Source organism: Rhodococcus opacus, assembly GCF_012396235.1.
Lineage (GTDB): Bacteria > Actinomycetota > Actinomycetes > Mycobacteriales > Mycobacteriaceae > Rhodococcus_F > Rhodococcus_F opacus.
This window is the reverse complement of sequence record NZ_JAAXPA010000036.1, coordinates 17880-44392: the sequence shown is the minus strand read 5'-3', so window position 1 is coordinate 44392 and position 26513 is coordinate 17880. Positions and strand designations below refer to the sequence as shown.

Annotated in this window: 24 protein-coding genes; 22 read left to right on the top strand and 2 right to left on the bottom strand. The window is 67.4% G+C overall.

Annotated features, from left to right (window positions below; all coding sequences use genetic code 11):
- Positions 1-152: 152 nt before the first annotated feature.
- The 11 genes from HGB39_RS33220 (at position 153) to HGB39_RS33170 (ending at position 11219) form a co-directional block, all read left to right on the top strand.
- On the top strand, positions 153-1472 hold the full coding sequence (locus tag HGB39_RS33220; RefSeq protein ID WP_043790575.1) for an MFS transporter: 1320 nt from the start codon (positions 153-155) through the stop codon (positions 1470-1472).
- Between the two features lie 57 nt (positions 1473-1529).
- The gene (locus HGB39_RS33215) at positions 1530-2687 is read left to right on the top strand and encodes an acyl-CoA dehydrogenase family protein (RefSeq protein ID WP_005568445.1); all 1158 of its coding nucleotides are present in this window, start codon (positions 1530-1532) and stop codon (positions 2685-2687) included.
- 45 nt (positions 2688-2732) lie between these two features.
- Positions 2733-3902 (top strand): acyl-CoA dehydrogenase family protein, encoded by a 1170-nt coding sequence (locus HGB39_RS33210; RefSeq protein WP_005568442.1) that lies wholly within the window; start codon positions 2733-2735, stop codon positions 3900-3902.
- 50 nt (positions 3903-3952) lie between these two features.
- Positions 3953-5047, top strand: coding sequence for a CaiB/BaiF CoA transferase family protein (locus tag HGB39_RS33205; RefSeq protein ID WP_005568440.1), 1095 nt, complete (start codon positions 3953-3955; stop codon positions 5045-5047).
- Positions 5038-6009: an acyl-CoA thioesterase domain-containing protein gene (locus HGB39_RS33200; RefSeq protein WP_005568438.1), complete on the top strand. Its 972-nt coding sequence runs from the start codon at positions 5038-5040 to the stop codon at positions 6007-6009. The genes HGB39_RS33205 and HGB39_RS33200 overlap by 10 nt, the downstream gene beginning before the upstream one ends.
- Positions 6010-6018: 9 nt before the next feature.
- Entirely contained in the window at positions 6019-7038 is a 1020-nt protein-coding gene (locus tag HGB39_RS33195) for a LysR family transcriptional regulator (RefSeq protein WP_240960709.1), read from the top strand.
- A 109-nt stretch (positions 7039-7147) separates the two neighbouring features.
- Positions 7148-7942: an enoyl-CoA hydratase/isomerase family protein gene (locus HGB39_RS33190; protein ID WP_005568435.1), complete on the top strand. Its 795-nt coding sequence runs from the start codon at positions 7148-7150 to the stop codon at positions 7940-7942.
- 43 nt (positions 7943-7985) lie between these two features.
- The gene (locus HGB39_RS33185) at positions 7986-9293 is read left to right on the top strand and encodes an MFS transporter (protein WP_063885192.1); all 1308 of its coding nucleotides are present in this window, start codon (positions 7986-7988) and stop codon (positions 9291-9293) included.
- On the top strand, positions 9290-10480 hold the full coding sequence (locus tag HGB39_RS33180; protein WP_005568431.1) for a CaiB/BaiF CoA transferase family protein: 1191 nt from the start codon (positions 9290-9292) through the stop codon (positions 10478-10480). Before HGB39_RS33185 ends, HGB39_RS33180 begins: the two co-directional genes overlap by 4 nt.
- Complete coding sequence (locus HGB39_RS39715; RefSeq protein ID WP_005254409.1) at positions 10477-10896, top strand: YidH family protein; 420 nt, start codon at positions 10477-10479, stop codon at positions 10894-10896. The genes HGB39_RS33180 and HGB39_RS39715 overlap by 4 nt, the downstream gene beginning before the upstream one ends.
- Positions 10878-11219: a DUF202 domain-containing protein gene (locus tag HGB39_RS33170; protein WP_005568429.1), complete on the top strand. Its 342-nt coding sequence runs from the start codon at positions 10878-10880 to the stop codon at positions 11217-11219. Before HGB39_RS39715 ends, HGB39_RS33170 begins: the two co-directional genes overlap by 19 nt.
- A 127-nt stretch (positions 11220-11346) precedes the next feature.
- Here the strand turns inward: HGB39_RS33170 and HGB39_RS33165 are convergent, their stop codons facing one another.
- Positions 11347-12459, bottom strand: coding sequence for an acyl-CoA dehydrogenase family protein (locus tag HGB39_RS33165; protein ID WP_206032572.1), 1113 nt, complete (start codon positions 12457-12459; stop codon positions 11347-11349).
- A 14-nt stretch (positions 12460-12473) separates the two neighbouring features.
- Positions 12474-13730, bottom strand: a complete 1257-nt coding sequence (locus HGB39_RS33160; protein WP_248949570.1) for an acyl-CoA dehydrogenase family protein — start codon at positions 13728-13730, stop codon at positions 12474-12476.
- Between the two features lie 419 nt (positions 13731-14149).
- Between HGB39_RS33160 and HGB39_RS33155 the strand changes: the two genes are divergently transcribed.
- The 11 genes from HGB39_RS33155 to HGB39_RS33105 are packed head-to-tail and all read left to right on the top strand — an operon-like array spanning position 14150 to position 26502.
- Positions 14150-14908 carry a TauD/TfdA family dioxygenase gene (locus tag HGB39_RS33155; RefSeq protein ID WP_052024001.1) on the top strand — a complete coding sequence of 253 codons (759 nt, stop codon included), beginning with the start codon at positions 14150-14152 and terminating at the stop codon, positions 14906-14908.
- Positions 14905-15915 (top strand): AurF N-oxygenase family protein, encoded by a 1011-nt coding sequence (locus tag HGB39_RS33150; protein ID WP_005568419.1) that lies wholly within the window; start codon positions 14905-14907, stop codon positions 15913-15915. The genes HGB39_RS33155 and HGB39_RS33150 overlap by 4 nt, the downstream gene beginning before the upstream one ends.
- Positions 15912-17234, top strand: coding sequence for a KamA family radical SAM protein (locus HGB39_RS33145; RefSeq protein WP_005568417.1), 1323 nt, complete (start codon positions 15912-15914; stop codon positions 17232-17234). The genes HGB39_RS33150 and HGB39_RS33145 overlap by 4 nt, the downstream gene beginning before the upstream one ends.
- On the top strand, positions 17231-18721 hold the full coding sequence (locus HGB39_RS33140; RefSeq protein WP_064079827.1) for a GNAT family N-acetyltransferase: 1491 nt from the start codon (positions 17231-17233) through the stop codon (positions 18719-18721). The genes HGB39_RS33145 and HGB39_RS33140 overlap by 4 nt, the downstream gene beginning before the upstream one ends.
- Complete coding sequence (locus tag HGB39_RS33135) at positions 18718-19794, top strand: Ldh family oxidoreductase (RefSeq protein ID WP_005563872.1); 1077 nt, start codon at positions 18718-18720, stop codon at positions 19792-19794. The genes HGB39_RS33140 and HGB39_RS33135 overlap by 4 nt, the downstream gene beginning before the upstream one ends.
- Positions 19791-21017: an ATP-grasp domain-containing protein gene (locus HGB39_RS33130; protein WP_005563871.1), complete on the top strand. Its 1227-nt coding sequence runs from the start codon at positions 19791-19793 to the stop codon at positions 21015-21017. Before HGB39_RS33135 ends, HGB39_RS33130 begins: the two co-directional genes overlap by 4 nt.
- On the top strand, positions 21014-22279 hold the full coding sequence (locus HGB39_RS33125; protein WP_054245919.1) for a GNAT family N-acetyltransferase: 1266 nt from the start codon (positions 21014-21016) through the stop codon (positions 22277-22279). Before HGB39_RS33130 ends, HGB39_RS33125 begins: the two co-directional genes overlap by 4 nt.
- The gene (locus HGB39_RS33120) at positions 22270-23190 is read left to right on the top strand and encodes a branched-chain amino acid transaminase (protein ID WP_005565932.1); all 921 of its coding nucleotides are present in this window, start codon (positions 22270-22272) and stop codon (positions 23188-23190) included. The genes HGB39_RS33125 and HGB39_RS33120 overlap by 10 nt, the downstream gene beginning before the upstream one ends.
- Positions 23187-23933, top strand: coding sequence for a hypothetical protein (locus HGB39_RS33115; RefSeq protein WP_005565934.1), 747 nt, complete (start codon positions 23187-23189; stop codon positions 23931-23933). The genes HGB39_RS33120 and HGB39_RS33115 overlap by 4 nt, the downstream gene beginning before the upstream one ends.
- Positions 23930-25249: an MFS transporter gene (locus HGB39_RS33110; RefSeq protein WP_005565936.1), complete on the top strand. Its 1320-nt coding sequence runs from the start codon at positions 23930-23932 to the stop codon at positions 25247-25249. Before HGB39_RS33115 ends, HGB39_RS33110 begins: the two co-directional genes overlap by 4 nt.
- Complete coding sequence (locus HGB39_RS33105) at positions 25246-26502, top strand: ATP-grasp domain-containing protein (RefSeq protein WP_005565938.1); 1257 nt, start codon at positions 25246-25248, stop codon at positions 26500-26502. The genes HGB39_RS33110 and HGB39_RS33105 overlap by 4 nt, the downstream gene beginning before the upstream one ends.
- Positions 26503-26513: the final 11 nt, after the last annotated feature.

Below are 26513 nucleotides of genomic sequence, written 5' to 3'. Positions count from 1 at the left end.
TCAGTGAACTATTGCCCTTTGATGCCGGATGATGATTTACTTTTTCGAATCGGGGTGGTTCGCGTCACAGTTCGCTTCGAGCCCCCGAGCCCCCGAGCCCCCGAGTCTCCGCGCCGCGCAGCCGTCGCCATTGCCCGAGAGGATCGATGAGAATGACATCGAGCAAGCAGGACGTTTCCCCCGTTGTGTCACCCGAAGTAGGAGGGGAGTCCCGCGTGCGGGCCTGGGGCCTCACCGGAATTCTGGTGCTGTTGGTCGTCGTCAACTGGGCCGACAAGGCCGTCTTCGGGCTGGTTGCCCAGCCGCTGGCCACAGAGTTCGGTCTGACCTCCGCCCAGATCGGGCTCGTAGGCAGTGCATTTTTCCTGGCATTCACCGTTGGCGGCTTCTTTGCCGGGGTGTTGCACAAGTGGATGTCGTTGCGCTGGCTGCTACTGCTGTTGTGCCTGGCCTGGGCAGCGTCGATGGTGCCGCTGGTGGTCGTTGCCGGCTTCACGATGCTGTTGATCAGCCGGATGGCGCTGGGATTCTTCGAGGGGCCGTCGGGGGCGCTGATCCATACCGGCGCCTACTCCTGGCATCCCGTAGAGAAGCGTGGGCTGCCCGGCGCTTTCCTGGCTTCCGGTGCGTCGATCGCCAAGATTCTGATCGCTCCACTGATGGCCCTGGCCGTCGCGAACTGGGGGTGGCGATCCACGTTCCTCATCCTCGCCATGGTCAGCGTGGTCTGGTCCGTCGTGTGGCTCGTGACCTGGCAAGGAGGGCCCTACGGCAAGCGCCCCGTCAAGAAGGCCGCCGCGAACGTCGACACCGCTGCGCCGACCGCCGACCCCAAGGTGCCATGGTCCCGGATCCTCCGGACACCGACATTTCTCGGCGCGCTCGCCGCAGTCTTCACCATGTACGCTCTCGTCACCGTCGTGCTGACGTGGTTGCCGTCCTACTTCGAGGTCGGCCTGGGGTATTCGCGGGTGCAGGCCGGCACCATGTTCGGGATCCCCAGCATCGCTGGACTGTTCTTCATGTTCCTGTGCACCTCGGTCAGCGACCGGCTGTTGGTGCGCGGCGCCAGTTCCCGGGTGCTGCGCGGCATCGTGCCGGGAATCGCACTGCTGCTGTGCGGCATCGCACTGATCACCATGCCGTACATCCAGACGCCCATCGTCGCGGTGATGGTCGTCTCGATCGGCTACGGTGTCGGCACCGTCATCATCCCGCTGTTCAATGCCGCGATCTCGGAGATCTGCCCACCGCAGCAGATGGCAGGCGTGCTGGGCGTGTTCATGGCGATGATGGCCACCGGCGGCCTGATCGCCCCGTACCTCACCGGCGTCATCGTCGACAATGCAGCCACCCCCGCCGGCGGCTACGCCTCGGCCTTCCAGATCTTCGGCATCGCCGCCGTCATCGGCGCGGTGATCGCCCTCCTCACCGTCAACTCCGACCGCGACCGCGCCCGAATCCTCGGCTGACGCGGCCACATTCCCCAACACCCATCCACGCTGGTCCGCACAAAAGAAGGAAAAGACATGCAGCGCATCGTGTTCAACCAGGAACATGAAGACTTCCGCAAAGTCATCCGTGACTTCATCGAGTCGCAGGTCACGCCGAACTTCGCCGACTGGGAGCGCGAGGGCATGGTGCCGCGCGACTTCTACCGTCAGCTCGGCAAGCTGGGCGTGCTCGGAATGACCGTACCCGAGTCCTACGGTGGAGCCGGCGAGACCAGCTTCAAGTACCAGGCGGTGCTCTCCGAGGAGACCGCCCGCGCCGCAGTCAGTTTCGGTGCATTCGGTGTGCACACCGGCCTGGTGCTGCCCTACCTGCTCACCTACGGCACCGAGGAACAGAAGCAGCGCTGGCTGCCCGGGTTCGTCAGCGGCGACATGATGACCGCCATCGCGATGACCGAGCCGGGCACCGGCTCGGACCTCGCCGGCATCAAGACCACCGCCCGGCTGTCGGAGGACGGCACCCACTACATCCTCAACGGCGCCAAGACCTTCATCACCGGAGGCGTTCAAGCCGACCGCGTCCTCGTCGTCTGCCGCACCTCCCCGACCACCGAGGAGAACCGCCGCGCCGGCCTCAGCATCCTCGCCGTGGACACCACGAGCGAGGGCTACGAGGTGGGTCGCAAGCTCGAGAAGATCGGTATGCGCACCTCCGACACCGCCGAGCTTTCCTTCACTGACGTGCGGGTTCCTGTCGAGGATCTGCTCGGCGAAGAGGGCGCGGCGTTCGGCTATCTGGCCAACAACCTTCCGCAGGAGCGCCTGATGATCGCGGTCACCACGACCGCCGCCGCCACCGGTGCCATCACGTTCGCCTCCGACTACGTGCGTGACCGCAAGGTGTTCGGCAAGCCCGTCGCCGACTTCCAGAACACCAAATTCGTCATCGCCGAATGCATCGCCAAGGTGGAGGCAGCGCAGGCCATGGTGGACCGGGCCATCGAGCTGCACGAGACCGGCGACCTGAGCGTCGCCGATGCCGCCAAGGCGAAGCTGTTCTGCACCGAGAACGCCGGCGAGATCATCGACAAGTGCCTGCAGCTGCACGGCGGATACGGCTACATGCTCGAATACCCCATCGCCCGGCTGTACGCGGACACCCGCGTCTCGCGGATCTACGGCGGCACCAGCGAGGTCATGAAGACGATCATCGCCAAGTCGGCCGGTTTCTGATCCAGTCCCGCAGGAGCTTTCGCCCTCACGAACAGGAGCATTCACGTGATCGATCCCCGGGTCCGCACCCTCGACTTCGAGACGTACCGGCAGGTGATTCGCGACTTCACCGACGACGAACTGATCCCGCGGGAGAATGAGATGGTCGCCGCCGGTGCGGTGCCCCCGGACCTCGTCCGACGGATGAGCGAGCTCGGTCTGTTCGGCATCACCCTGCCCACCAGCGTCGGCGGCCTGGGGTGGACGGTCGAGCAGCAGGTGCTCCTGACGTTCGAGTTCACCCGGTCGTCGGCTGTGTACCGGTCGCGGTTCTCGACGAGCATCGGTCTGGCCTCACAGATCCTGCTCGAATACGGCACCGCCGTGCAGCGCGAGAGGTACCTCCCCGCGATGGCGGCCGGGGAGTGCGTGATGGCCTTCGCGCTCACCGAGGAGAACGCCGGGAGCGACGCGTCCGCGGTACGGACCACCGCGACCCGGACGCGTGGCGGCTACGTCATCGACGGGGAGAAGCGCTACATCACCAACGGCGGGTGGGCGGACGTGCTGGTGGTGTTCGCCCGCACCGAGGACGGCGGTGTCTCGTCGTTCCTGGTGGATCGGGACACTCCCGGCGTGCAGACCCGGTTGCCCGAGTTGATGAACGGTCACGCCGAGGGGCCCGTCGCCGAGGTCAGTCTGCGTGGGGTGCGAGTAGACGCAGACCGGCTGATCGGAGGGGCGGAAGGCCTGGGAATGACGCACGCCATGCGCGGGATCAACCAGGCCCGCACCCACGTCGCGGCCACCGCCGTCGGTCAGGCCACGCGCTTGCTCACCGAGGCCGCGCGGCACGCCGGTGAGCGGGAGCAATTCGGGCAACCCCTGGCCGAGTTCGGGGCCGTCCAGGCCATGCTCGGTCGCAGCTACGCAGAGCTCGAGGCGGGACGGTCGATGATCCTGGATTGCGCCCGCGAATTCGACGCCGGCACCCCGCCGCGGCATCGCATTTCGGCGGCGAAGCTCTATTGCACCGAGATGGCATCCGTCGTGGCCGACCGGGCGGTCCAGGTGCTCGGCGGAGCCGGCATCGTGGGCGAACACTCGGTGCCGCGCATGTGGCGTGACGTGCGGGCGCTGCGCATCTACGAAGGTGCCTCGCAGATCCACGAGCGCAACCTCGCTCGGGCACTGCCCACCCTGCTGTCCACCACGCAAACCGCTCGAGTCGGCTGAACATTCAGCGTCACAGCACGTTCCATCGCCCAGAGGTAGAGGGAGAATTCATGGCGACCACCACCGGCACCGGGCCACTTACCGGTGTCCGCATAGTCGAACTCGCCGGCATCGGTCCCGGCCCGCACGCTGCGACGTTGCTCGCCGACCTCGGCGCCGACGTGGTCCGCGTACAGCGCGCCGGCCTGCTGCCGACAGCCGGGCAGCCCCGCGACCAGACCCACCGCGGCCGCCGCGTCGTGGAAGCGAACCTCAAAGACCCCGCCGACATCGAACTCGTCCTCGGCCTCATCGAACGGGCAGACGTGCTCATCGAAGGCTTCCGCCCCGGCGTCACCGAGCGCCTGGGGCTGGGCCCGGACGTCGCACTGGCGCACAACCCGCGCCTGATCTACGGCCGGATGACCGGCTGGGGGCAGGAAGGTCCACTCGCCCAGACGGCCGGCCACGACATCAACTACATCTCGCTGACCGGTGTCCTGCACGCGATCGGCAGGAAGGGCGAGCGCCCGGTGCCGCCGCTGAACATGGTCGGCGACTTCGGCGGCGGCTCGATGTTCCTCGTGTTCGGCATCCTCGCCGCGCTGATCGAGCGTCACACGTCGGGCAAGGGACAGGTCGTCGACGCGGCCATGGTGGACGGCACCCTGGCGTTGTCGCACATGATGTGGAGCTTCCGCGGTATCGGCCGGTGGTCGGACGAGCGCGGGGTGAACATGCTCGACACCGGTGCGCCGTACTACAACACCTACGAAACCGCGGACGGCCGATACATGGCCGTCGGTGCGGTCGAACCACAGTTCTACGCACTGCTGGTGGAGGGTCTGGGTCTCGACCCGGCCGATCTGCCGGCCCAGAACGACCGGAGCGGCTGGCCGCAACTGCAGAAACAGTTCGCCGAGGTGTTCCTCACCAAGACCCGCGACGAGTGGGCGGCGATCTTCGACGGCACCGACGCCTGCACCACCCCGGTGCTGACCTTCGCCGAGGCACCCCAGAACCCGCACATCGCCGCCCGCGGATCCCTCGTCGAACTGGACCGCGTCACCCAGCACCGGCCCGCGCCGCGATTCTCCCGCAGCGAACCCGGGCTACCCGGCCCCCCGGCCACCGAAGCGGTCGACGCCGCCACGCTGTGGAACTGAAAGTGACAGCCGACGCGCAGCTCGACGCGGAACAGGCGACCAGATCGGCACACACCGCTCAACCGTTCTTCGCTCGTGCAGGTTCGGGGTACGAGCCGAGGGCGGCCGCCATCAGCGGGTGGTCGGCGGACATGGTGTCCGGTCCGGCGGTGCTGGGTTTGCTTGCCCACGCCATCGAGGGTGAGTACAAGCAGGATGAATTCTTCGCCACCCGAGTGACCGCGGATCTCTTTCGTCCGGTGAGGATGGGCCGGATCGATGTTCGCTCACGGATCATCCGGTGGGGAAACCGAATTCGACTTGTCGAAGCCGAATTGATTCAGTCGGATGAAGCCGTGGCCAGGGCCACGGTTGCTTTCTACCGAAAATCGAGGAACGCAGCAGGAGCGCATTGGGTCGACTCCCGCGTCCCTGAGCCTCCCTCGCCGACCGAGCATCTCGGCGAGCGGTTGATCGGCACCAGTGGGGAGAATGCCGACTGGGGGCCGTTGCCGCACGGAGGACCGGCGTGGCGAACCTCTGATCGGAAACGGATCTGGACGACAGGGTGGTCGGCGATCGCAGGAGAAGCGACCACCCCCCTCGTGCGTGCGGCAATGATCGCCGACTTGACCAATTTGGTAACCAACATGGGCACCGAGGGCATCGGATACATCAACGGTGACGTCACGCTGGCGCTGACCAGACTGCCGGAGGGGATCGAACTCGGACTGGAAGCCGACAGCCACCGCGCGTGCGACGGAGTCGCGGTGGGCTCGGCAACCATGTTCGACCGCGACGGCCCTCTGGGGATCTGCACCGTTTCCGCCATCGAGAACGACCGCAGAACGCTACAGCGACCCGAAGAGGGTCGTGCGCTCGCCGGCGAGTCCCGAGTACAGGACATATCTCGGCTCATGACCGACCCGGAGTCCCTCCACGACCCCGCTACACCATGGCGCATTCGGCGCCCTGCCCGCTAGCTTTGCTGCATGGATCTGCGTCAAATGGAGTACTTCCTTGCGGTGGTCGATCACGGAGGGGTCAACCGTGCCGCAGTCGCGCTGCGAGTGGCCCAGCCGTCGCTCTCCCAGGCCGTCCGCAAGCTCGAGAAGGACCTGGGATCCGAGCTGTTTCACCGAGTGGGCAGAGGTCTTGTCCTCGCGCCGGCCGGCGAGGCCCTGATCGGCCCGGCTCGCATGATCCTGCGCGAGGCGGAAGCAGCGGAGAATGCAGTGCGGAGCGTCGGGCAGGGGCGCAGCGGGCGGATCGATATCGCGGCACTGTCGGATATCTCCACGGACCCACTATCGGTGTGGGCGGCGGGGTTCCGCGCCAAATTTCCCGAAGTGCGTTTTCGGATCGAGGAGCGTGACGAAGCGGCGGATCTGGTGCAGCTCGTACGATCCGGTGCCTGCGAGGTCGGCTTCTCGGCCATGCCGATTGCGGGGGAGGAACTAGTGAGCGAGGAACTGGTCGATCAGAAGTTCGTCCTCGTCTGTCCACCTGGCACCGAGTCGTTCTGGCCCGATCCCACCCCAGTCGAAAGTCTGTCCGGGGTCCCTTTCGTGATGGGCGAACACGGCACGGCAACAAGAGAGTACATCGAGAACTCGTTGCGGGAGCATGGTGTCGAACCGCGGATCGTTGTGGAGGTACCACAGCGCGGCGCGGTACTGCCGATGGTGCTCTCCGGAGCAGGCGCGGCAATCATTCCGCTCCGGATTGCGCTCGACGCCCGTCATCGCGGCGGTGTGGTGCGCGAGCTGTCCCCGGGGCTTTCACGACGAGTCGGAATGATGTATCGCAGGGGTCGAATGACGGTGGCAACCTCCGACTTCCTGGATTACTCGAAGCGCTCGATGCGGGCCTGGCTTCGCAGTATCGACCGGCACACGGCCCGGGGACACTCGTGGATCGAGGGGGCCTCGCTGACAGCACTGACGGCAGATCACCGGGTTCGCGAACGCAATTACCGCGACTCGGAGGTACGCCCATCACCGGATCGATAGGAAATTGCAGTTGATTCGGCCTACTTTCGGTCTTTGACGTGGTCGGTCGCTGCCTCTTGAATGAATGTGCGCCAGTTCACAACTGGTGAACGTCAATCGAGGAGGAATCATGAGCGGCCACGTTCACTGCGCGATCGAGGATGCCACAGCAACCGTGGTCCTCGACAACCCCGGGCGACGAAATGCCGTTTCCTTTGCCGTACTCGAAGAGCTTCGCGCCGTGATCACAACGCTCGCGCGCTCACCCGACGTACGAGTGGTGATCCTTTCGGGCCAGGGCTCCGATTTCAGCGTGGGCGCTGATCTTGCCGCTCCTGCCGAATCCAGGACCTTGCGGCGTGACTCGGTCGTGGCGGATACCGCACGTTTGCGCCACGTCAGCACCACTCTGCTCGCTTTCCATCAGATACCGCAGGTCACGATCGCCGCTATCGACGGTGCCTGCGCTGGAGCAGGGCTATCGCTCGCTGCCGCAGCAGATTTTCGGATCGCTTCCGACCGTGCCGTGTTCAACACCGCATTCATCAGTGCCGGACTGTCCGGTGACCTCGGCGGCGTCTGGCTGATCAACAAGATGCTGGGCGGCGCGCACGCCCGCGAATTATTTCTCACCCCAGGCAAACTCACCGCCGAGCGCGCCCACCAGCTCGGACTGGTCAACTCGGTAACCTCCGCACAGTCGCTCCACGGCACCGCCCGCGAGCTTGCGCACCGTCTCGCGACCTCCGCCCCCCTCGCCCTCCGTGCGATGAAACGGAACCTGCTCCACTCTTCCACCGCGCCGCTCGGCGACTACTTGCTCGCGGAAGTGGATCGCATGGTGCAGTGCTTCCATTCCGACGATGCTCGCGAAGCGGCCGAGGCTTTCCTGCACAAACGCGAGGCCGCGTTCACAGGCCACTGACGGCTCGTGTCACCCCATCCACTCTGCATGTTCGGAGCCCTTTATGACAGACACTCGAGCACAGCCCAAAGCTGTTGTCGCACCGCCCTCATTGAAGCGTGCATGGCTGATCGCCATGTTGCTGTTCACCTTCCTCCTTCTCAACTTCGCGGACAAGGCTGTACTCGGCTTCGCCGGCGTTCATATCCAACACGATCTGGGAATCACACCGCAGCAGTTCGGCCTGCTGCAGAGTGCCTTCTTCTGGTTGTTCGCCGCCGGAGCGATAGTCCTCGGAGCGCTGTCTTCCCGCATCGGTCTGCGCTGGTTGCTAGCCGTGCTGATGCTCGTCTGGATCGTCACGATGGTGCCCCTGCTCGGCCCGGTGAGCTTCGGTGTGATGCTCGCGTGTCGCATCGTCCTCGGCTTTGCCGAAGGGCCGGCGTACGCGCTGGCCACCCATTCGGTGCACTCGTGGTTTCCGCCGGAGAAACGGGCCCTGCCGGGTGGGGTCGTCACCGCGGGCGCCTCGGTGGGCCCGCTTCTCGCCGCGCCCGTGTTGACCTGGGTCATCGTCACCTGGACCTGGCATGCGGCCTTCGGTGTGCTCATCGTCCTGGGCGGACTGTGGGCAGTGGTCTGGCTCGTCTTCGGCAAGGATGCGCCCGCGCACACACCGGTGGGAACGGCCCCGGGCGCCGCGGAGTTGGTCGATGCTCCGTACCGGACGTTGCTGACCACCGGAACCGTCGTCGGCATTGCTCTGCTGACGTTCTTCTCGTATTGGTCGACCACCTTGAAGGTGGCCTGGCTGCCGGTCTATCTATCGGATGGGTTGGGCTACGACACGGTCACCGCCGGACGGTTGATCATGCTTCCCTATGCCTTCGCCGCGGTCGGTGCGATCGGTGCCGGCTGGTTGTCGAATTGGTTGACCGCGCGAGGGGTGTCCCGGCGTGTTTCGCGGGGGTATTTGGCGGGCGGTCTGATCGTCGCGGCCGGCCTGTCGATGTTCGCATTTACATTGCTGTCGGCTGGTCTGCCGCAGATGGTCTTCATCACCTTGGCGTTCTCGCTCAATACTGCTGCGTATGCCGTCGCCTTCACCGCCATCGCCGATGTTGTGCACCCGCGTAAGCGTGGTCCGGTCCTGGGGTTCCTCGTGGCGTTCTACAGCATGGCCGGCGTACTCGCGCCGCTGGTACTCGGGCATTTCGTCGGCACCGCAGCCGACAAGATCACCGGCTACGGGCACGGTTTCGCGCTCACCGGTGTGCTCATGGCCATCGGCGGCGCCGCAGCCACCTTCCTGGTGCACCCGGAACGTGATGAGGCCAAACTCAATACCCATCTACAGGAGAACGTGCAATGAGCACACCATTGGACGGCGTCCGCGTCGTCGACTTCGGACAGTTCATCGCGGCCCCGGCCGCCACCCAGGTCCTGGCCGACCTCGGCGCCGACGTGATCAAAGTCGAGCCGATCCACGGGGAATCGTCGCGATCGATCGGCATTTACGGTGACGCGATCCTGCGGAACTACAACCGCAACAAGCGCTGCATCGCCCTGGACCTGAAGGACGTCCGAGGACAGCAGGTCGCCCGGGAACTGATCGCGGGCGCAGACATCGTCGTGCAGAATCTGCGGCCCGGGGTGATGGATTCCTTCGGCCTCGGCGCCGAGCAGGTCCGCACCGCGCACCCCGATCTCATTTATGCCACTGTCACCGGATTCGGGCTGCACGGGCCGTCGAAGTACCGCGCCGGCCTGGACATCGCAGCGCAGGCCGAAAGCGGCATCATGTGGGTCACGGGCGAAGCCGACCGAGAACCGCAACGTGTCGGCTTCCCCGTGGTCGACGCGGCTGCCGCGCACGTGTTCGCTCAAGCCATCCTGGGCGCCTACATCCGGCGGTTGCGCACCGGCGACGGCGACACCGTCGAGACCTCGCTGCTCGAGGTGGCGGTGCATCTGCAGGGCCCGAACTGGGGCGAGTATCTCCTGACCGGCAACGATCCCGTGCGCAAGGGAAACGGGCAAGCCACCGTGGCGCCCGCCGCGGACGTGATGCCCACCAGGGACGGCGCCATCGTCGTATCTGCCTACTCGGTGGTGCATTTCGACCGGCTCTGCAACCTGCTCGGCCACCCCGAACTGGCCTCCGACCCGCGATTCGAGACCAACGAGAGCCGCGTGCGCAACCGCCCAGCACTACTCGAGGAACTCCGGTCCGAGTTCGCCAAGATGACCAGCGACGAAGCCATGACACTGTTGACACCGAACGGTGTCGTCGCCGGTCGCATCAGTTCCTACCGCGAGGTCCATAAGAACCCGGACGTCGAGGCCGCCGGCATCTTCATCGACGTCACCGACCCCACTGGGGTCGAGCACACCACCCTCGGCTCGCCGTGGCACCTCCACAGCATTCCCCGGTTCTCCACCACCGGCGCCCCGGCGCTGGGACAACACACGGTCGAGTTGCTGACGGAACTCGGCTACACCGCTGCCGCGATCGACGACCTCGCCACTACGGGCGTCGTCTGCAGCCGGAAGGCATGACGGAAGCACCGCAGCACCGCCGAGCTTCGTCGGTGCTGTCGTATTCGGCCCTCCGGCGTCGGACGCCGAGGGCACGGGCTTCTCTGAGCGCCGACCAAGAACCGGACTACCGGTTCACTCTCGCCAACGAACGCACGTTCTTGGCATGGATGAGGACCGCACTGGCGCTCATCGCGGGTGGCGTCGCCGCTCGTGAGTTCATCGACTCCCTCGAACCAGTCGTTCTGCGCGGCCCACTTGCCGTGACTTGTCTTGCTACCGCGGCATTGATCGGAGGCGGTGCATTCCTGCACTGGTTCCGAGTGCAACAGGCCATGCGTCGCGCGCAACCACTGCCGAATTCATGGTTGATGCCAGTTCTCGCCGGCGGTGTCCTCCTCGCTGCGAGCCTTTGCATGTGGGGGATGCTGACGTGACGACGGCGTCGGGACATGACAGGGGACTGCAGGTCGAGCGGACGGTCCTGGCGTGGCGTCGCACCGCCTCGACCGCCGCCGCTGCGACCGGCATTCTTGTTCACCACGCCATCGCCACGCCAGAATTCCAAGGCCGTGACGTCCTGTCTGTCGCCGGATTCGCGTTGTCCACTATCGTTCTCGCTGTGCTGGCTACGCGACGCTGGAGAGAACTCCCCGACCAAGCGCATGCGGCAGCGGGTCGGTACATCGCGATAATCGCGATCACGATAGTCGGGCTCTCGCTGGCCATCGGCGGCGAATCCCTGGTCCGATTCGATTGATGTCCGGGCGACCCCCGTCGGTCGGCGAATCGTAGGTTGTGGGCAGCGCGAGGGACGCGCCGCCACCGCGGATCTCGGCGATGACGGGCGTCGGATCTGGCGGCCGATCCTGGGGACGCCGGGCAGGTCAATTCGGGTGGATGCCGGAAAGAGCTGTCAGTCGCTCGCGATGGCGACTCATCGGGCCGAGGAGGGTTTGGACACTCCGCGCGCGGCGGTAGTAACGATGAGCGGAGTGCTCCCACGTAAAGCTGATTCCGCCGTGAACACGCATGCTCTCCTGCGCGCAGAAATCGAGGGCGTCCACCGCTGCGATCAACGCGTGAGTGGTGTCGAGCGGACTGGGGACGCCGTGTGTCTCGAGCGCCCGGGACGCTTCCCCGACCAGGGCAGCCGCTGTTTCGACTGAGGCCCACATCTCGGCGCACCGGTGCTTGACCGCCTGGAAGGCTCCGATCGGCTGCCCGAACTGACGGCGGCTTTTGGCATACTCGACGGCCGATTCGAGGCAGCGGCGGGCAGCGCCGGTGGACTCCGCTGCGAGGGCCAGAGCGGCGTAGTCCTGCGCGCGTCCCAGAGCCTCCATCCCTCCTTGGGCCTCGCCGAGCAACACGGCGGGCACCACGTCAAAGGTCAGTGACGCCTGACTACGCGAGAGGTCGATGGTGTCCATCGGTGAACGGAGAAGCCCTGGCGCAGTGCCTTCGACGACGAAAATCGCTGTCTGTTCACCGAGACGAGCAAGGACGAGGAGGATGTCGGCGCTGTATCCGTCTATTACGTGTGTTGTGTGCCCCGACAGGGCGAATTGCTTGCTTCCTGCGATGCGCGCGTGGACACCGCGGCTCGACCGATCCGTCGGATTTTCCAACCAGGCGACCGCAGCCGTCGAGGCTCCCGAAGCAAGGTCGGGAAGCAACCTTGTCGCGGTGCCGGCATCTGCGGCAAGGCGTATCAACGGTGTGGCGAGGCCGACCGAACTCAGCAAGGGTGAACCGTAGAGTACGCGACCAGCTTCCTCGAATACCGGAAGCAGGTCGGAGAAGCCGAAGCCCACTCCGCCGACATCCTCGGGAATCGCCATTGCCGGTACGCCGATACTTTCGGCGAGGAGCTGCCAGATGCGGCGATCGAATCCGTCTGCGGAGCCGGTGTCGTCCTCGCTACGCGACGACACATGCTGGTCGAGGAGCCGCCGGATTGCACCTGCGAGTTCGGTACGCTCCGGTGTCTGTTGCATGAACGGGGATGTCGTCACTGCTCTCCTGCCTTTCCTGTTGATTGCGAGGATGATTGATGCCCGACCGCAGTTCGTCGGTCTCGGGGGTCGACCGCCTGCTCGCGAGGAAGCCCGAGAATGCGTTCGGCGACGATGTTCCGTTGTATGTCATCGGTGCCGCCACCGAACGCCATCCCCGGCGAATTGAGGATTTCGTAAGCGGTTCCTGCGTACTCGTCACCGATCCACGCGCCACCACAAGGCAGACCGAATTCGGTGGCCAAGCGCGCGTTCCTGAAGGCGTTGCGAGTTCGATGCATCTTTCCGAGGGATGTTTCCGGACCCAGCGGCAGTCCTGAACGGGCTTGTACTGTTGTTTGACGCGACAGAATGGCGGCTGTGCGTTCCCCCATCCAGGCGTCGAGAAGGGAACTCTGCACGTCGGGCACGGAGATGGTGTCGTGTCTGGTAACCAGGTCGACGAGTGCTCGGACCGAAATCGGGTTGCGAACCCCGACTCCACCGCTTCGCGATATCGCCAGCCGTTCGTGCCCGAGTACAGTGCCGGCCACCTTCCATCCTCCGCCGACGGTGCCGACGAGCCGATCCGCCCGAACGAAGACGTTGTCGAGGAATACCTCGTTGAACTCGCCGTCGCCGGTCATCTGCTTGATGGGTCTGACTGTGACCCCCGGTGCGTTCATATCAATCAGCAACATCGTCAACCCCGAGTGTTTCGGTGCCTCGGGGTCGGTGCGGACCAGCGCAAGACCGAAGTCGGCCAGATGCGCGTATGAGGTCCAGACCTTCTGGCCCTGTACGCGCCACCCGCCGTCGACTTCGGTTGCGCGCGTCATCACCCCGGCTAGATCGGAACCTGCATCAGGTTCGGAGAACAACTGACAGGCGATGGCGTCCGCACTCAGAATGCGAGGGCCGACCTCGGCCACGAGTTCGGCCGCTCCGACATCAATGAGGGCGGGAAGGATGACGTTGACGCCGAGGAACGCAGGTCGGTCCGCAGTCACGGCGAGCGTTGTGGCTTCGTCGGTGACGATGTCCTCGTGGTCAGCGGAAAGGCCTCTTCCCCCGGCAGATTCGGGAATTGAGACACCTGAGAAGCCGGCACGGTGAAGCGCCCCGCGCACTGCCCGCGCGCGATCCACCGGCGCGTCGACGCCGTGAAGGACTGCGGGAACCTCCCTCGCGAAGAACTCGCGGGCCTGCGTGCGGAAATCCTCGAGATCTGGACGTTGAATCATGCTTCTCCCTTCAAAGGTTGGATACGCCACCGCACGAACCGGCGTGCGACGATCGGGAACCCGAGTCGGCAGCTGTCACCAGTCCCGGGCCGGCGACGGCACCTGAGTACGATCTAACGGTCGTTGAACGACTACGTCAAAGACACACTTTTGGATGTATTGACTGTATTTGCCTATCTATCTGTTTGTTCCTGAAAGCGTTCACGCCTGTGGCCGGATGTCGGACCGAGAACGCAGTCGAGGTGATGAGGCGCCACATCAGCACAACCGACCGTATTCCGTCGTTACACACCCAGCCGTTCTTTCCGGGTGACGTTTTGGCTCCCCTAGGGTGCCTGGTGTGCGTGGCGGCACGACCACATTCTTGAAACCGATCACGACGATCCCGGTCTCGATCGACCGGAGTCACGGGTACGCAACCCGGTCGGGTTTTCGGAATGGAGGAATGGATGTCGCCGAATTGTCATGTCGTTTCTGCGCCTGTAGGTGGGAACACGGTGGAAGGCCGTGTCGACCGGAAGCGGCTGGGGGAGGACGGCTACGTCGTCGTCCACGACGTACCCGACCGCACCGCTGCAGCGGAAGTGGTTGGCTCGCTGGGTGATCTGGTCCCGCAATACAACGGTCTGCTCACCCACGAGGTGACGTACCGCCCCGGCAACGATCATCGGGCGTACTCGCAGAGCGCGAACACGATTCTGGCGCACACCGAGGCCCCCGGCTGGGATCCCAGCCCGGCGTACCTGGCGCTGTTCTGCCACCGGCAGGCACGCTGCGGCGGCGGCCACACCGATCTGCTCGACATCCGGCGGCTCGTCGACGCCCTGGAACCGGCCGAGGTCACCCTGATGACGGACGCCGAACTGACCTTCCCTGGCCCGGACGGGGGTGTACGCACCACGATGCTGGGCGCGGACGACACCGGCCGCACCGCCCTGCGCTTCAGCTACAACCTGCTCACCGCGGCCGACTACGACCCGCACCACGAGTCCGACGTCGACGACTCCCGGCTGCCGCTCGGCCGGGCCGGTCGCAGGTTGGCGCATCGCGTCAGCGACCTGTTCCACGAACTGCGCACCCGCGTGCTGATCCACGAGAATGCACTGCTCATCTGGGACAACCAGCGCATGCTGCACGCGCGTTCAGAGTACGCCGACCGCGCCCGTCACCTCACTCGTTTCTGGGCCGGCGACCGGACTCGCGCATGATCATCGACGACCTGCAGTGCTCCGACGCCGACGGGCTGGTCCACCTCCCCGGACTGCCGTCGTTCGACCCCGCCGACGAAGCCGAGAACGCCGTCATCAGCCGCCTCGCCGGCAATTGGCACCGACGGTCGACGGTGAAGCGCGACGAGCCCGACCTCGACGAGTTGTTCGACGCCGGCCGGGCCGACTACCCCGAGGCAATCGTGCCGTTCCGCGACCATCCGACGTGGCAGGCGATGCCCGACGCGCTTCGGTCGCGGCTGCTGAGCTGGGCCTGGATCGCGTACAACCGGCACACGGTGCTCGCCGAGCAACGCGTCGCCAACCCGGCGTTCGCGCTCGTGATGGACGGGGAGTTCCCGGGTCTCGGCGGCCAGGACATGGATATCGCACTCGCCCAGGCCATGGTCGACGAGCAGTACCACACCCTGATGCACATCAACGCGAGCGCGCTGACCAGACGCAAACGGGGGAACCCGTTCCCCGACAGCGCCTTACCCGAATCCCACACCTCGCGGGCCCACCGTCGGCTGCGCGCCCATGCCGCCGAACGCTGGCAGCGCAGCCTGACCACGCTGGCCTTCGCCACGGTGTCCGAGATCTCGATCAACGCGTATCTCGATCTGCTCGCCGACGATCACGACATCCAGGTGGTCAACTCCACCACCGCGAAGCTGCACAACCGGGACGAGTACTGCCACGCATCCATTTCCGACGAGATGGCGAAGCTGGTGTACGACGTGCTGGACCCCGTCAAACGCCGCTTCTTCCTGGACATGCTGGTCGCCGGACTGGAAGCGTTCGTCGCCACGGACTACTCGACGTGGGAAGCGATCTTCCGCATCGAGAAGGTCACCGGATGGGAGAAGATGCTCGCCGACGTGCGGGCCGAGAAATCCGGTTCGCGGCTCGTGCGCGACTACAGCGGTCTGTATTCGCTGATGTCGGACATGAATGTTCTGGGCGAGGTCGACTTCGACTGGGGCTTGGCGGTGACGGACAAATGACCCTGCTCGATCTCGACACCCGCACAGCCCTCGCTCCGCGATCGATCAGCGGCGACCGGCTCCGCAAGCTCGTCGCCGAGCGAACCGGCGACCCGATCCTGGGGCACGAGGCACACGTGGTGTCCCAAGTGCTGCCGTTCAAGGTCAGCAGCTACGTCGTCGACGAACTGATCGACTGGGGCCGTGCGCCGGACGACCCGATCTACCGGCTGACCTTCCCACACCGCGACATGCTCGAGCCCGAGCACTTCGCGCTGATCGAACAGGCCGTGGCACAGGGAGATCGGGGCACCGTCCGGCAGGCCGTCGACACGGTCCGCGCCGCACTGAACCCTCATCCCGGTGACCAGCTGAGCATGAACGTTCCGCAGCACGACGACATCGACGGTTCGGGCATGCAGCACAAGTACGCCGAGACCCTGCTGGTGTTCCCCCGCCAGGGGCAGACCTGCCACAGCTATTGCGGCTACTGCTTCCGCTGGGCGCAGTTCGTGGACACCCCGGACCTGAAGATGGCCATGTCCGGGCCGGAGGCGATGACCCGGTACCTCGACCTGCACCCCGGCATCACCGACGTGCTGTTGACCGGCGGCGACCCGCTGGTCATGCGGACCGAGTTGCTGGCCTCCTATCTGGAGCCGCTGCTCGAACCGGGGCGGGACCATGTCGAAACGATCCGGATCGGCACGAAGGCCGTCTCGTTCTGGCCGTACCGGCTGTTGGCCGGGCCGGAAGCCGACGACCTGCTGCGGTTGCTCGAGCGGCTGACCGCCGCCGGCAAGCACGTCGCGATGATGCTGCACCTGTCGCACGTCGCGGAACTGCAGACCGATGCCGCCCGGACGGCGCTGGCCCGGTTGGCGTCGACCGGCGCGGTGCTCCGCGCTCAGGCCCCGGTGGTGCGTCACGTCAACGACGACCCGCGCACGTGGGCCGACCTCTGGCAGGCGCAGGTCCGCAACCGGGTCGTGCCGTACTACATGTTCGTCGAGCGGGACACCGGTGCGCGACCGTATTTCGGTCTGCCACTGGCGCGAGCGGTCGACATCTACCGCGAAGCGCTGCAACGGGTCTCCGGACTCGGGCGGACCGCGCGGGGACCGGTGATGTCGGCGTCGCCGGGGAAGGTCGTGGTCGACGGCGTCGTCGATCTCGACGGCGGACGTGCGTTCGCGCTGCGGTTCCTGCAGGCACGCCGGCCGGATCTGGTGGGCAAGCCGTTCTTCGCGAAGTTCGACGAGCACGCGCAGTGGTGGGACGACCTCCGCCCGCACGGCCCGCGCGACCGCGAATTCTTCGGTGTCGGAGGCACCACGTGAGGGTCACCGCGCACGAGATCAGCTTGACGCAACGGCATCTGTGGCGCTCCGCCAGAGAAGCGATTCCGGTGCAGCGGGGACTGGTGGTGGAGGTGGAGCAGGACGGTCTCGCCGGGTTCGGCGAGGCATCCGCGTTCATGACCGACCACTACAATTCGGGCCTGGACCGGATGCACGCGGACCTGCGGCGGATTGCGCCGTTGCTGATCGACCTCGGTCCCGACGACCCGTTCGCGGTGTGGCGAGCGCTGTCCGCGGAGCTGCCCGATTCGCCGTTCGTCCTCGCCGCCCTCGACACCGCGGTGCACGACCTGCGGGCACGGCTACTCGGTGTGCCGCTGTGGCAGTCTCTCGGGCTGGAACGCCCGCGGGAGTTGCGCTCCAGCTTCAGTATCGGGCTCGACGAGACCGAGGTGATGGTCCGCAAACTCCGCGAGCGGCCCGGATGGTCGGCGTACAAGATCAAGCTCGCCGACCCGGGAGACCTCGCCGTCGTCAAGGAACTCCGCTGCCACACGACCGCACCGTTCTACGTGGACGGCAACTGCGGCTGGGAGCTGTCCCGACTGCTCCCCGTCCTGCCCGGCCTGCAGGAACTCGGCGTGCAGCTGATCGAGCAGCCGTTTCCGCGCTCGGCGTGGCGCGACGCCCGGATCCTGAAGGAGCGCAGCCCGATCCCGGTGATCGCGGACGAGAGCATCGCGTCGCCGCAGGACCTGGACGCCTGCACCGGCGCGTTCGACGGAATCAACGTCAAACCGATGAAGGCCGGGGGAATCACCCCGTCCCTCGCGCTGCTGCGCCGAGCCCGTGAACGGGGTCTGCTCACCATGCTGGGCTGCATGCCCGAATCCGCGGCCGGGGTGTCGGCCACGGCCCACCTCGGGGGATTGGCCGACCACCTGGATGTCGACGCAGTCGATCTTCTCGCGGTGAACACCGGCCGCGGACTGACAGTCGATGGCGCCGGCCGCGTCACCCTGCCGGATCGTCCCGGTTCCGGTTACCTTCCCGATCCGGCCGCCCACGGCTGGCGGGTTCGGCCGGTGTCCGCCGCCGACGTGCGACCGATCCGCCATACCGTGCTCCGGCCCGGTCAACCGGCCGAGACCTGCGTCTACCCCGAGGACGCGCACGTCGGCACCCGGCACTTCGCCACACTCGTCGCGGGGCGCCCGATCGGCGTGGCCTCGCTGTATCACGAGGATCCACCCGAAGCGCACGCCGTGCCGGGTCTTCTCCCCGGCCGGGGTTGGCGCCTCCGCGGTATGGCCACCCTCGAGGAGGTTCGCGGTACCGGTGCGGGGACCACACTCCTGCGCACCGTACTCACGAACGCCGCGCTGGCCGGCGCCGACGCGGTCTGGTGCAACGCCCGCACCACCGCCGCCGGCTTCTACGTCAAGCAGGGCTTCCGGATTCTGGGCCCGGAGTTCGACATCCCGGGCATCGGCCCCCACGTCTTCATGCATTGGAGTACTTCATGATCCACCAGACACCGAACCCTGGTTCGCTGATCGACGAGCAGGAGGCCCGTTGGCTCGCCTCGATCGCACTCGTCGAGGCCGGAGTGCCGGAGGACGACGCCGATCAGGTGGCTGTCGCGCTCGTCGACACGTCCCTGCGCGGCATCGACACCCACGGTCTGCGGTTGCTGCCGCAATACCTGGACGAACTCGCGACGGGCGTCGCAAATGCAGCGGCGTGCCCGACCGTGGTCCGGGACCGTGGGGCCGGGTTGCTGCTGGATGCGGACGGCGCACTCGGCGTGCTCGCCGGACTCGCTGCCGCCCGCCTGGCAGCCGACCGGGCCAAGGCTTTCGGCGTCGCGGCGGTGGGCGTGCGCAATTCCAACCATTTCGGCGCGGCGTCGGTCTACACCCGGCACCTGGCCGGGCAGGGGATGATCGGTATCGCAGTCACGTCCGCCGCGTCCCGGGTGGCTCCGTACGGCGGGGTCGAGCCGCTGTTCGGCACCAACCCGATCAGCGTGGCCGCGGGCACGGGGGATGACGGGCTCGCCCTCGACATGGCCACCAGCCAGGTGTGTTTCGGTGAGGTGAAGCACCGCCGGGCCGAGGGACGACCGCTGAACAGCGGCTGGGCCACCGATCGCGACGGGCGGCCCACCGCGGAACCCGACGAGGCGTACGCCCTGTCGCCACTCGGCGGCTACAAGGGACAGGGCCTGGCAATGGCGGTCACTCTGCTGGGCGCCGTGTTGACCGGGTCGCCGCCCGACTGGCAGCTCGAGCAAGTCGGTGAGGGAACCCCCGGTCGCAGCCGAGGGGTCGGCCACTTCATCCTCGCCCTGGACCCCGGAGCGTTCAGTGGGCATGCGCACTTCACGGCCGGGCTGGCGGATCTCCTCGGCACCGTCCGCGGGGCGACGCCCGCCACTGGGACGCCGGTGGTGGCCCCGGGCGATCCGCAACGCGCCCACGAGCGCGAACGACGGGCGCGGGGGATACCGCTGGACGCCCGGACCGCGGAGGTCTTCGCCACGCTGGACACAACTTTCGATGGATTCGCCGTGACGAGGAAGGAAGCTTCTCGATGATTCTCGTACTGATCAGCCCGCGTGCCGCCGGGTTGCCCTTCGCCCAGTGGCTGCCGGAGAAGCGCGGACGTCTGGTGGCGGTCTGCGCCGAGGGAACGGATCCGGGTGAGGGATTCGCCGAGATCGTCACGGTCACCGACTATCACGACGACGACGCGGTGCTGGGCGCCGCTCGGGAACTCGCCGGACGGCACCGGCCGAAAGCGGTCGTCGCCCTCGCCGAGGTCGATGTGGAGAGGGCCGCCACACTGCGCGGCGAACTCGGCCTCCCGGGCCTGGACACCGCCACGGCGGCCGGCTACCGCGACAAGATCCTGATGAAGGAAATGGCGCAGGCCACGGGGCTTCTCGTCCCGGTCTTCGCGCCGGTGCGCCACCCGGCGGACATCGTCGACTTCATGGCAGGCAACCCGGGCCGGGTCGTCGTCAAACCGCGCAGTGGCTCCGGCTCCACCGGCGTCTACGTGCTCGATTCGCGCGCGCAGGCAACCGGACTCGCCGACATCGTCACGGCGACACCGTACGAAGTCGAGGAGTTCGTCGACGGCGCGGTGCACCATGTGGATGCGTTCCGCGTCGCCGGAGACCCGGTGGCCGCCATCGCGTCCCGCTACACCGGCCAGGGGTGCCTCGAGCACTGGACCGACGCCCCGTTCGGCTCCCGCTCGGTCGACACCACCGACCCGGTCTGCGCACGCCTGGTGGACGAGACCTGGCGGCTCGTCGATGCACTGGGCTCGCCGCCCACCGTCTGCGTGCACGCCGAGTTCTTCGTCACCGCGGACGGCGACATCGTGCTCTGTGAAGTGGCGGCACGGATCGGCGGCGGACCGATACCGACGATGCTCCGCCATGTCCTGGGCATCGATCCTCGACATCTCTGGGCGCGGGTGGAATGCGGGCTGCCGACCGACCTGGATGCTGTCCGGGACCGGGTGGCGACCGCCCCACACGCAGCGTTCTACGGCGTGCCGCCGCGCCGGGGCCGGGTGGTGCGACTGCCGGACGCTCCGCCGGGCGTGCACGACTTCACGCTGAACACCCACGTCGGCGACGACTGGACCCCTGCCCGGTACAACGAGCGCAAGTCGGCGGACTTCCTCGCCTACTGGGTGGTGACCGACCCCGATTTCACGGCGCTGGGCAATCGGCTGATCGCCACCGCCGAACAGGTGAGCGCCGGATTCGAGTGGGACCGTGCCGAAAGCGAGGACGCAGCATGACCGCCATCGATGTCGACGGGATCACCGGCCACGTCCTGCCCCGCGGCGCCCGCCCCACGGCCGCCGACTTCGCGGGCATCGCCGACCCGGACACCATCTGGGAGGACGCGCGGTGGTGGCGATTCACCGAACGCACCGACCTGCACGAGGTGCGTTACCTCGAGGTGCGCGCGGACGGCCGCACCGTCGCGGTCGCGCCACTGCTGTTCACGGCGCGGCCCGGGGGCCTGCTCTTCTACGACCCACCCCGGCTGGCGGGAACCGCAGGGCCGATGGCCGAACCGGAGTTGCTCGATCACCCCGATCGGCTGCGCTGGGCCGAGCTGACCGAGGCGCTGTCCGGTGCCCGCGAGGATCAGTACCCGTCGCTGGCGCTCGCGACGTTCGGCAACCACCACGGTGTCGCGCACGCGCCCGGCCGTTCGCACGATCAGCGCCGCGCGGTCATGGCGGCCCTGCCCGACCTGCTCCATCAAGCCGGCGACGAACTCGGCTGCCGCAGTGTGGCATTGCTGTACGTCGGTGCGTCCGACGCCGAGGAGGTGGACGGTTCCGCATCCGGCGCCGGGTACACGGCGGCCCTGCTGGGCGCCGAGGGTGTGCAGGACCTGAGCGGCCACAGCTGGGCGGAATACGTCGCGAGCCTGAGCAAGCGCCGTCGCGTCCGGCTCCGCAAGGAGGTCGCCGACTACACCGAGGCCGGCCTGCGCACAGTGGTCCGCTGGGGTCCCGCGGCGATCGACGACGACGTCGTCGCCCTCCAGGTCGCGCACCGGGCCAAGTACGGGCTGCCCGGCGGCGAGGACCGGGTCCGACGCGACTTCGACGCCGTCCGTGAGGAATTGGGCGATTCCTGTGTGGTGCTCGGTGCCGAACTCGACGGTCGCCTCGTGGGTTTCGTGCTCTACCTCCGCACCCCCGACACGTTGTTCGCCAGGACCGCCGGCTTCGCCCCGGGGATTCGTGGCTGCTACCTGACCCTGACCTACCACGAGACCGCGCACTGGGCGGTGGAGCACGGCATCCGTCGCGTCCACTACGGCCTCGCCGCCTACGAGGCCAAGATCGCCCGCGGATGCGAACTGCGACCCCGCTGGGGCTGGTTCGCATTCCGCGGCGAAGGCGCCGACAAGTATCGCGAGGCTCTGACACTGCAGTCGCGCAGCATCGAGCGGCGGCTGGACCTGGTCGGTGCACCGGCAGTCCCCGTCCCGTCCCGGCGGCCCGCCGCCACCGAACCGAAAGCAGAACAATGGAACTGATCCCCACCAGCACCGTCTGGATGGACGGTGAATTCGTCGCCTGGGACCAGGCGCAGGTCCATGTATTGACACCGAGTCTGCACTACGGATGGGGTGTCTACGAGGGCATCCGGGCCTACGCGACCGACCGCGGTCCGGCCGTGTTCCGGCTGCGCGAGCACCTGCGACGGCTGCACGACTCGGCACGGGTGTACCTGATGGACCCCGGGTGGTCGGTGGACGAGCTCACCGAGATCTCGCTCGAACTGCTCCGCCGCACCGGCCTGGACTCCGGCTATCTGCGACCGATCGTCTACCTCGGCTACGGCTCGATGGGGGTCGCGCCTGCGCTGGACACCGCCCGGGTGGCCATCGCGGCCTGGCCGTGGGGTTCGTACCTCGGCGAAACCGCGGACCAGGACGGCTGCCGCCTCGTCGTCAGCAGCTGGCAACGCAACGGCGTTCACTCGGTCCCGCCGCTCGCCAAAGCGACGGGTGCCTATGTCAATTCGGCTCTGGCGAAGGTCGGCGCGCTGCGCGCCGGATACGACGACGCACTGATGCTCACCTCCACCGGGCACGTCGCCGAAGCATCCGCCGCGAACATCTTCGCCGTCCGCGACGGTGAACTGATCACCCCGCCGGTCGGCGACAACATCCTGCCCGGTCTCACCCGCGACACCGTGATCACGCTCGCCCGTGACCTGGGGATCACGGTGAGGGAGCAAAGCCTGACCCGCAGCGAGCTCTACGTCGCCGACGAGGCGTTTCTCACCGGCACCGCCGCCGAGGTGGTCCCGGTGGCGTCGGTCGACGACCGCCCGGTGGCGGCGGGCGGGTGCGGCCCGATCACCAAGCAACTGCGCGACGTCTTCCACGACGTGGTCCGCGGGCGCGAGCCCACCTACCGTCACTGGCTGGAGTTCGCATGAGCACACGTTTACTGTCTTCGGCCGCACCCGATCGGGTCGCGGCGGTCTGGGATGCCGAAGGCCTCGGAATCCTGGAGGGTGCCGTCACCGGATTCGCGAGCGCGGCAGACCTGCTCGACGGCAGCGCGTGGGCGAATGCGCGTCGCGAGGAGATCGCCGACCGGGTGGTCGACGTGATCGCCGTCCGGGCCTGGCACGCCCTTCCGCAGCTGTCGCACGGTCGCGCCCGGAGGGTGGCCCGGCGCTGCATCGCCTACTCGCTTGCAGCGGACACAGTCCGCGCCGACGGGAGCGGCACCGCCCGGGCCGACTGCTGGACCCTGACCACCCATGCGTTGGAACTGCTGACGATTCGCGAACACTTCGACGCGGCTGCCCACCGGTCCAGGGAGCTTCTCGGAGTCGCTCCCCGGGGAAGGTTGCTGGCGGCCTGGCAGATGGTAGACGACGCGCTCGGAGCCCTCGGCACCACCCGCCACGAATGGGTGGGTGCAGACCCCGCGACCGTCGCGGCCGCCGGGTGGGTGCTGGTCGACCGGATGAGCCGACTCCTCATGGCGGCGGCGCTGGTCGCGCAGTCCGCGGCAGCCTCGGCTGGGGATGCCGAACTACTCGTCAACGCGGCCCGTCGGTACGCCTGGAACCACCTGCGGCGTCCGGCGCCCGAGGCGGCGACACCCACCCACGTGCAGCGGTCGGCCGATCTCGTGCACGCCTTCCTGACGCCGGGGAGCATCCCGTGAGCGCCCGCCTGCGGCGGCTGGGTGATGCGCTGCTTCCCGACAGCGCGGCCGGTCGCACGCTCGCCGTCGGCGCCGGCGTCGACTCGCTGGGTACCGGGATGTTCTTCGCGTCGTTCACCCTGTACTTCATCGGCGTGGTCGGTCTCACCGCGAACCAGATCGCCCTGGCCACCACGATCGCGGGTGCGCTCGCGCTTCTCGCCCCGGTGCCCCTGGGCAGGCTGGCCGACCGGGTGGGGTCCGGCCGGTTCTACGTGGCACTCCTGCTGTTGCGAGGCATCGGCTACGGATGCTTCGCGCTCGTATCCGATTTCACCGCCTACCTCGTGCTCACCGTGCTGCTCACCGCTGCCGACCGGGCGAGCAGCCCGATCCAGCAGGCCGTCGTGACGGCGGTGATCGGCGGCCACGACCGGACCCGGACGATGGCGACCATCCGCGCCATCCGGAACGTGGGTCTCACCGCGGGGTTCCTGCTGGCGGGTGTCGTCTTCGTGACCGGCACCTCCGCCGCGTTCACGGCGCTGTTCCTGGGCAACGGAATCTCCTTCGTGGTCATCGCGTTCGCCGTCCGGCTCGTACTCCGAAGGACGGGAACGGTCGTGCAACGCACGCCGCTCCCCGCTGGTCCCGGGCCGGCCGAAACCGCGGTGCGCTCGCCGTTCCGCGACCGGTGGTTCATGGTCTTCACGGTCGGCAACGGTGTCCTGTCGCTGTACGACACCGTGCTGATCGTTCTGCTCCCGATCTGGGTCATCGAGTACACGTCGGTGCCGCTCGCATGGGTGCCGGTGCTCATGGCGGTCAACACCGTGCTGACGGTGGTCCTGCAGGTCTACGTCGCCCGGTTCGCCGAGGGCACGTCCGCGGCGGCGCGACTCCTGACGTGGACCGGGGCGCTGATGGCCTTCTGCTGCGGTGCACTCGCCGTCGGCCAGATGGCCGACACCGTTCCGGCGATCGTCGCCGTTGTCGTTGCGGTGGTGGCACTGTCGGTCGCCGAGAACATCCACTCCGTGGCCGCCTGGGAACTGTCGGCAGAGCTGTCCCCACAGCCGGCTGTGGCCCGCTATCTGGGCGCGTTCAGTCTCGGCATGACGGGCCAGAAGGTGCTCGGCCCCACCATTCTGGTCGTCGTCCTGTTGCCGGCCGGTCTCCTGGCGTGGCCCGTCCTGGCCGGGACGTTCGGGGCCGCGGCACTGGTCTCCCGGACGGCGGCGCATCGCAGTCTCGCGGAACGCGCACGGACGAAGGAACGCCCGGCCGGCGACCTTCCTGCACTGTCTCCCTTCTCGATACTCGAGGTGAAGAAATGACCGAACACGTCCTCGTCGTCGGCAGCGGCCGCGACCTCCCGGGCCGGGTCCGTGACGCCCTTCCCGGCACACAGACCTCGGTGATCTGCCGACTGGAATTCGTCGCCAAGCTTCGCCGTCTGACCGAGCACTCGCGGGTCATCGCCGTGCGGTACGACGCGCCGGACGAGGAGTGGATCGCGTTGGCCGCGGCGGCGCATGCGCAGCATCCGTTCACCCGGATCGCCACGTTCGGCGAACGCGACCAGGACCGCTGCGCCGCGATCGGGGAGGCCCTCGGCCTGTCCACCCACTCGCGCCGCACGGTGACGTCGGTCCACGACAAGAACGCCATGCGCGCCGCGCTTCGCGAATCCGGCGTGGACGCCACCGCCTCCGCCGTCGTCGCCGACGTGGATGCGTTGCGTGCCTTCGCGTTCGAACACGGCTTTCCCTGCGTGGTCAAACCGGTGTGTGGCGCGGGCAGTGCCGGGGTGGCCGTGGTTCGGGAGGAGAGCGCACTGGCCGCGGCGTTCGCACGCGCCGGGGGCGACTTCGACGGCCTGACCACCAGCGGGGTGCTCGTCGAGCGGTTCCACGAAGGCCCGCAATTCAGCGTGGAGGCCTTCTCGGAATGCGGCGAACACCAGATCGTCGCCGTCACCCGCAAGTTCTCCGACCCGGCGAACTTCGTCGAACTCGGGCACGTGGCACCGGCAGCCCTCGCCGCGGAGCAGGAAGAACGGATCCATACGTACGTGACGAGTGTGCTCGACGCCGTCGGTGTGGAGTTCGGTGCAACCCACACCGAGATCGTGCTCACCCCGACCGGTCCCCGGGTGATCGAAACCCACGTGCGGATGGGCGGCGACGAGATTCCGGCCCTGGCCCTCGACGCCACCGGTGTGGACCTCGCCGAATGCGTCGTGCGGCAGACCGTCGGGGAGAAGGTCCTACCCGGGATCCGGGCCGTCCTCGCCGAGGAGCGGCCGGCCCGCTGTTCCGCGATCTGGTTCGCCGCCGCACCGGTCGCGGGTGTTCTCACCGACGTCAGCGGCATCGACGACGCCCGGAAGGTCGACGGCGTGACCGATGTGCAACTCCTGGTCCGCCCGGGTGGCGCGGTCACCGTCCTGGAATCGTCCGATTCACGTGTCGCGTACGCACGCGCGGTCGGGGACACCGCCGAACAGGCACTCGACGCCGCCCGGGAGGCCATGGCACGCCTCGAATTTCAGGTGCGCGTGGCCGCCGCGGACACGGTGACGGTGTGAGCGCGCAGATG

What these genes read in the sequence shown, in the direction of transcription:
- HGB39_RS33130 (WP_005563871.1), top strand. Translation starts at nt 19,791, where the DNA reads ATGATTCTCGTACTGATCAGCCCGCGTGCCGCCGGGTTGCCCTTCGCC.
- HGB39_RS33135 (WP_005563872.1), top strand. Translation starts at nt 18,718, where the DNA reads ATGATCCACCAGACACCGAACCCTGGTTCGCTGATCGACGAGCAGGAG.
- HGB39_RS33165 (WP_206032572.1), bottom strand. Translation starts at nt 12,459, where the DNA reads ATGCAACAGACACCGGAGCGTACCGAACTCGCAGGTGCAATCCGGCGG.
- HGB39_RS33195 (WP_240960709.1), top strand. Translation starts at nt 6,019, where the DNA reads ATGGATCTGCGTCAAATGGAGTACTTCCTTGCGGTGGTCGATCACGGA.
- HGB39_RS33185 (WP_063885192.1), top strand. Translation starts at nt 7,986, where the DNA reads ATGACAGACACTCGAGCACAGCCCAAAGCTGTTGTCGCACCGCCCTCA.
- HGB39_RS33150 (WP_005568419.1), top strand. Translation starts at nt 14,905, where the DNA reads ATGATCATCGACGACCTGCAGTGCTCCGACGCCGACGGGCTGGTCCAC.
- HGB39_RS33105 (WP_005565938.1), top strand. Translation starts at nt 25,246, where the DNA reads ATGACCGAACACGTCCTCGTCGTCGGCAGCGGCCGCGACCTCCCGGGC.
- HGB39_RS33125 (WP_054245919.1), top strand. Translation starts at nt 21,014, where the DNA reads ATGACCGCCATCGATGTCGACGGGATCACCGGCCACGTCCTGCCCCGC.
- HGB39_RS33215 (WP_005568445.1), top strand. Translation starts at nt 1,530, where the DNA reads ATGCAGCGCATCGTGTTCAACCAGGAACATGAAGACTTCCGCAAAGTC.
- HGB39_RS33155 (WP_052024001.1), top strand. Translation starts at nt 14,150, where the DNA reads ATGTCGCCGAATTGTCATGTCGTTTCTGCGCCTGTAGGTGGGAACACG.
- HGB39_RS33145 (WP_005568417.1), top strand. Translation starts at nt 15,912, where the DNA reads ATGACCCTGCTCGATCTCGACACCCGCACAGCCCTCGCTCCGCGATCG.
- HGB39_RS33205 (WP_005568440.1), top strand. Translation starts at nt 3,953, where the DNA reads ATGGCGACCACCACCGGCACCGGGCCACTTACCGGTGTCCGCATAGTC.
- HGB39_RS33120 (WP_005565932.1), top strand. Translation starts at nt 22,270, where the DNA reads ATGGAACTGATCCCCACCAGCACCGTCTGGATGGACGGTGAATTCGTC.
- HGB39_RS33190 (WP_005568435.1), top strand. Translation starts at nt 7,148, where the DNA reads ATGAGCGGCCACGTTCACTGCGCGATCGAGGATGCCACAGCAACCGTG.
- HGB39_RS33180 (WP_005568431.1), top strand. Translation starts at nt 9,290, where the DNA reads ATGAGCACACCATTGGACGGCGTCCGCGTCGTCGACTTCGGACAGTTC.
- HGB39_RS33220 (WP_043790575.1), top strand. Translation starts at nt 153, where the DNA reads ATGACATCGAGCAAGCAGGACGTTTCCCCCGTTGTGTCACCCGAAGTA.
- HGB39_RS33115 (WP_005565934.1), top strand. Translation starts at nt 23,187, where the DNA reads ATGAGCACACGTTTACTGTCTTCGGCCGCACCCGATCGGGTCGCGGCG.
- HGB39_RS39715 (WP_005254409.1), top strand. Translation starts at nt 10,477, where the DNA reads ATGACGGAAGCACCGCAGCACCGCCGAGCTTCGTCGGTGCTGTCGTAT.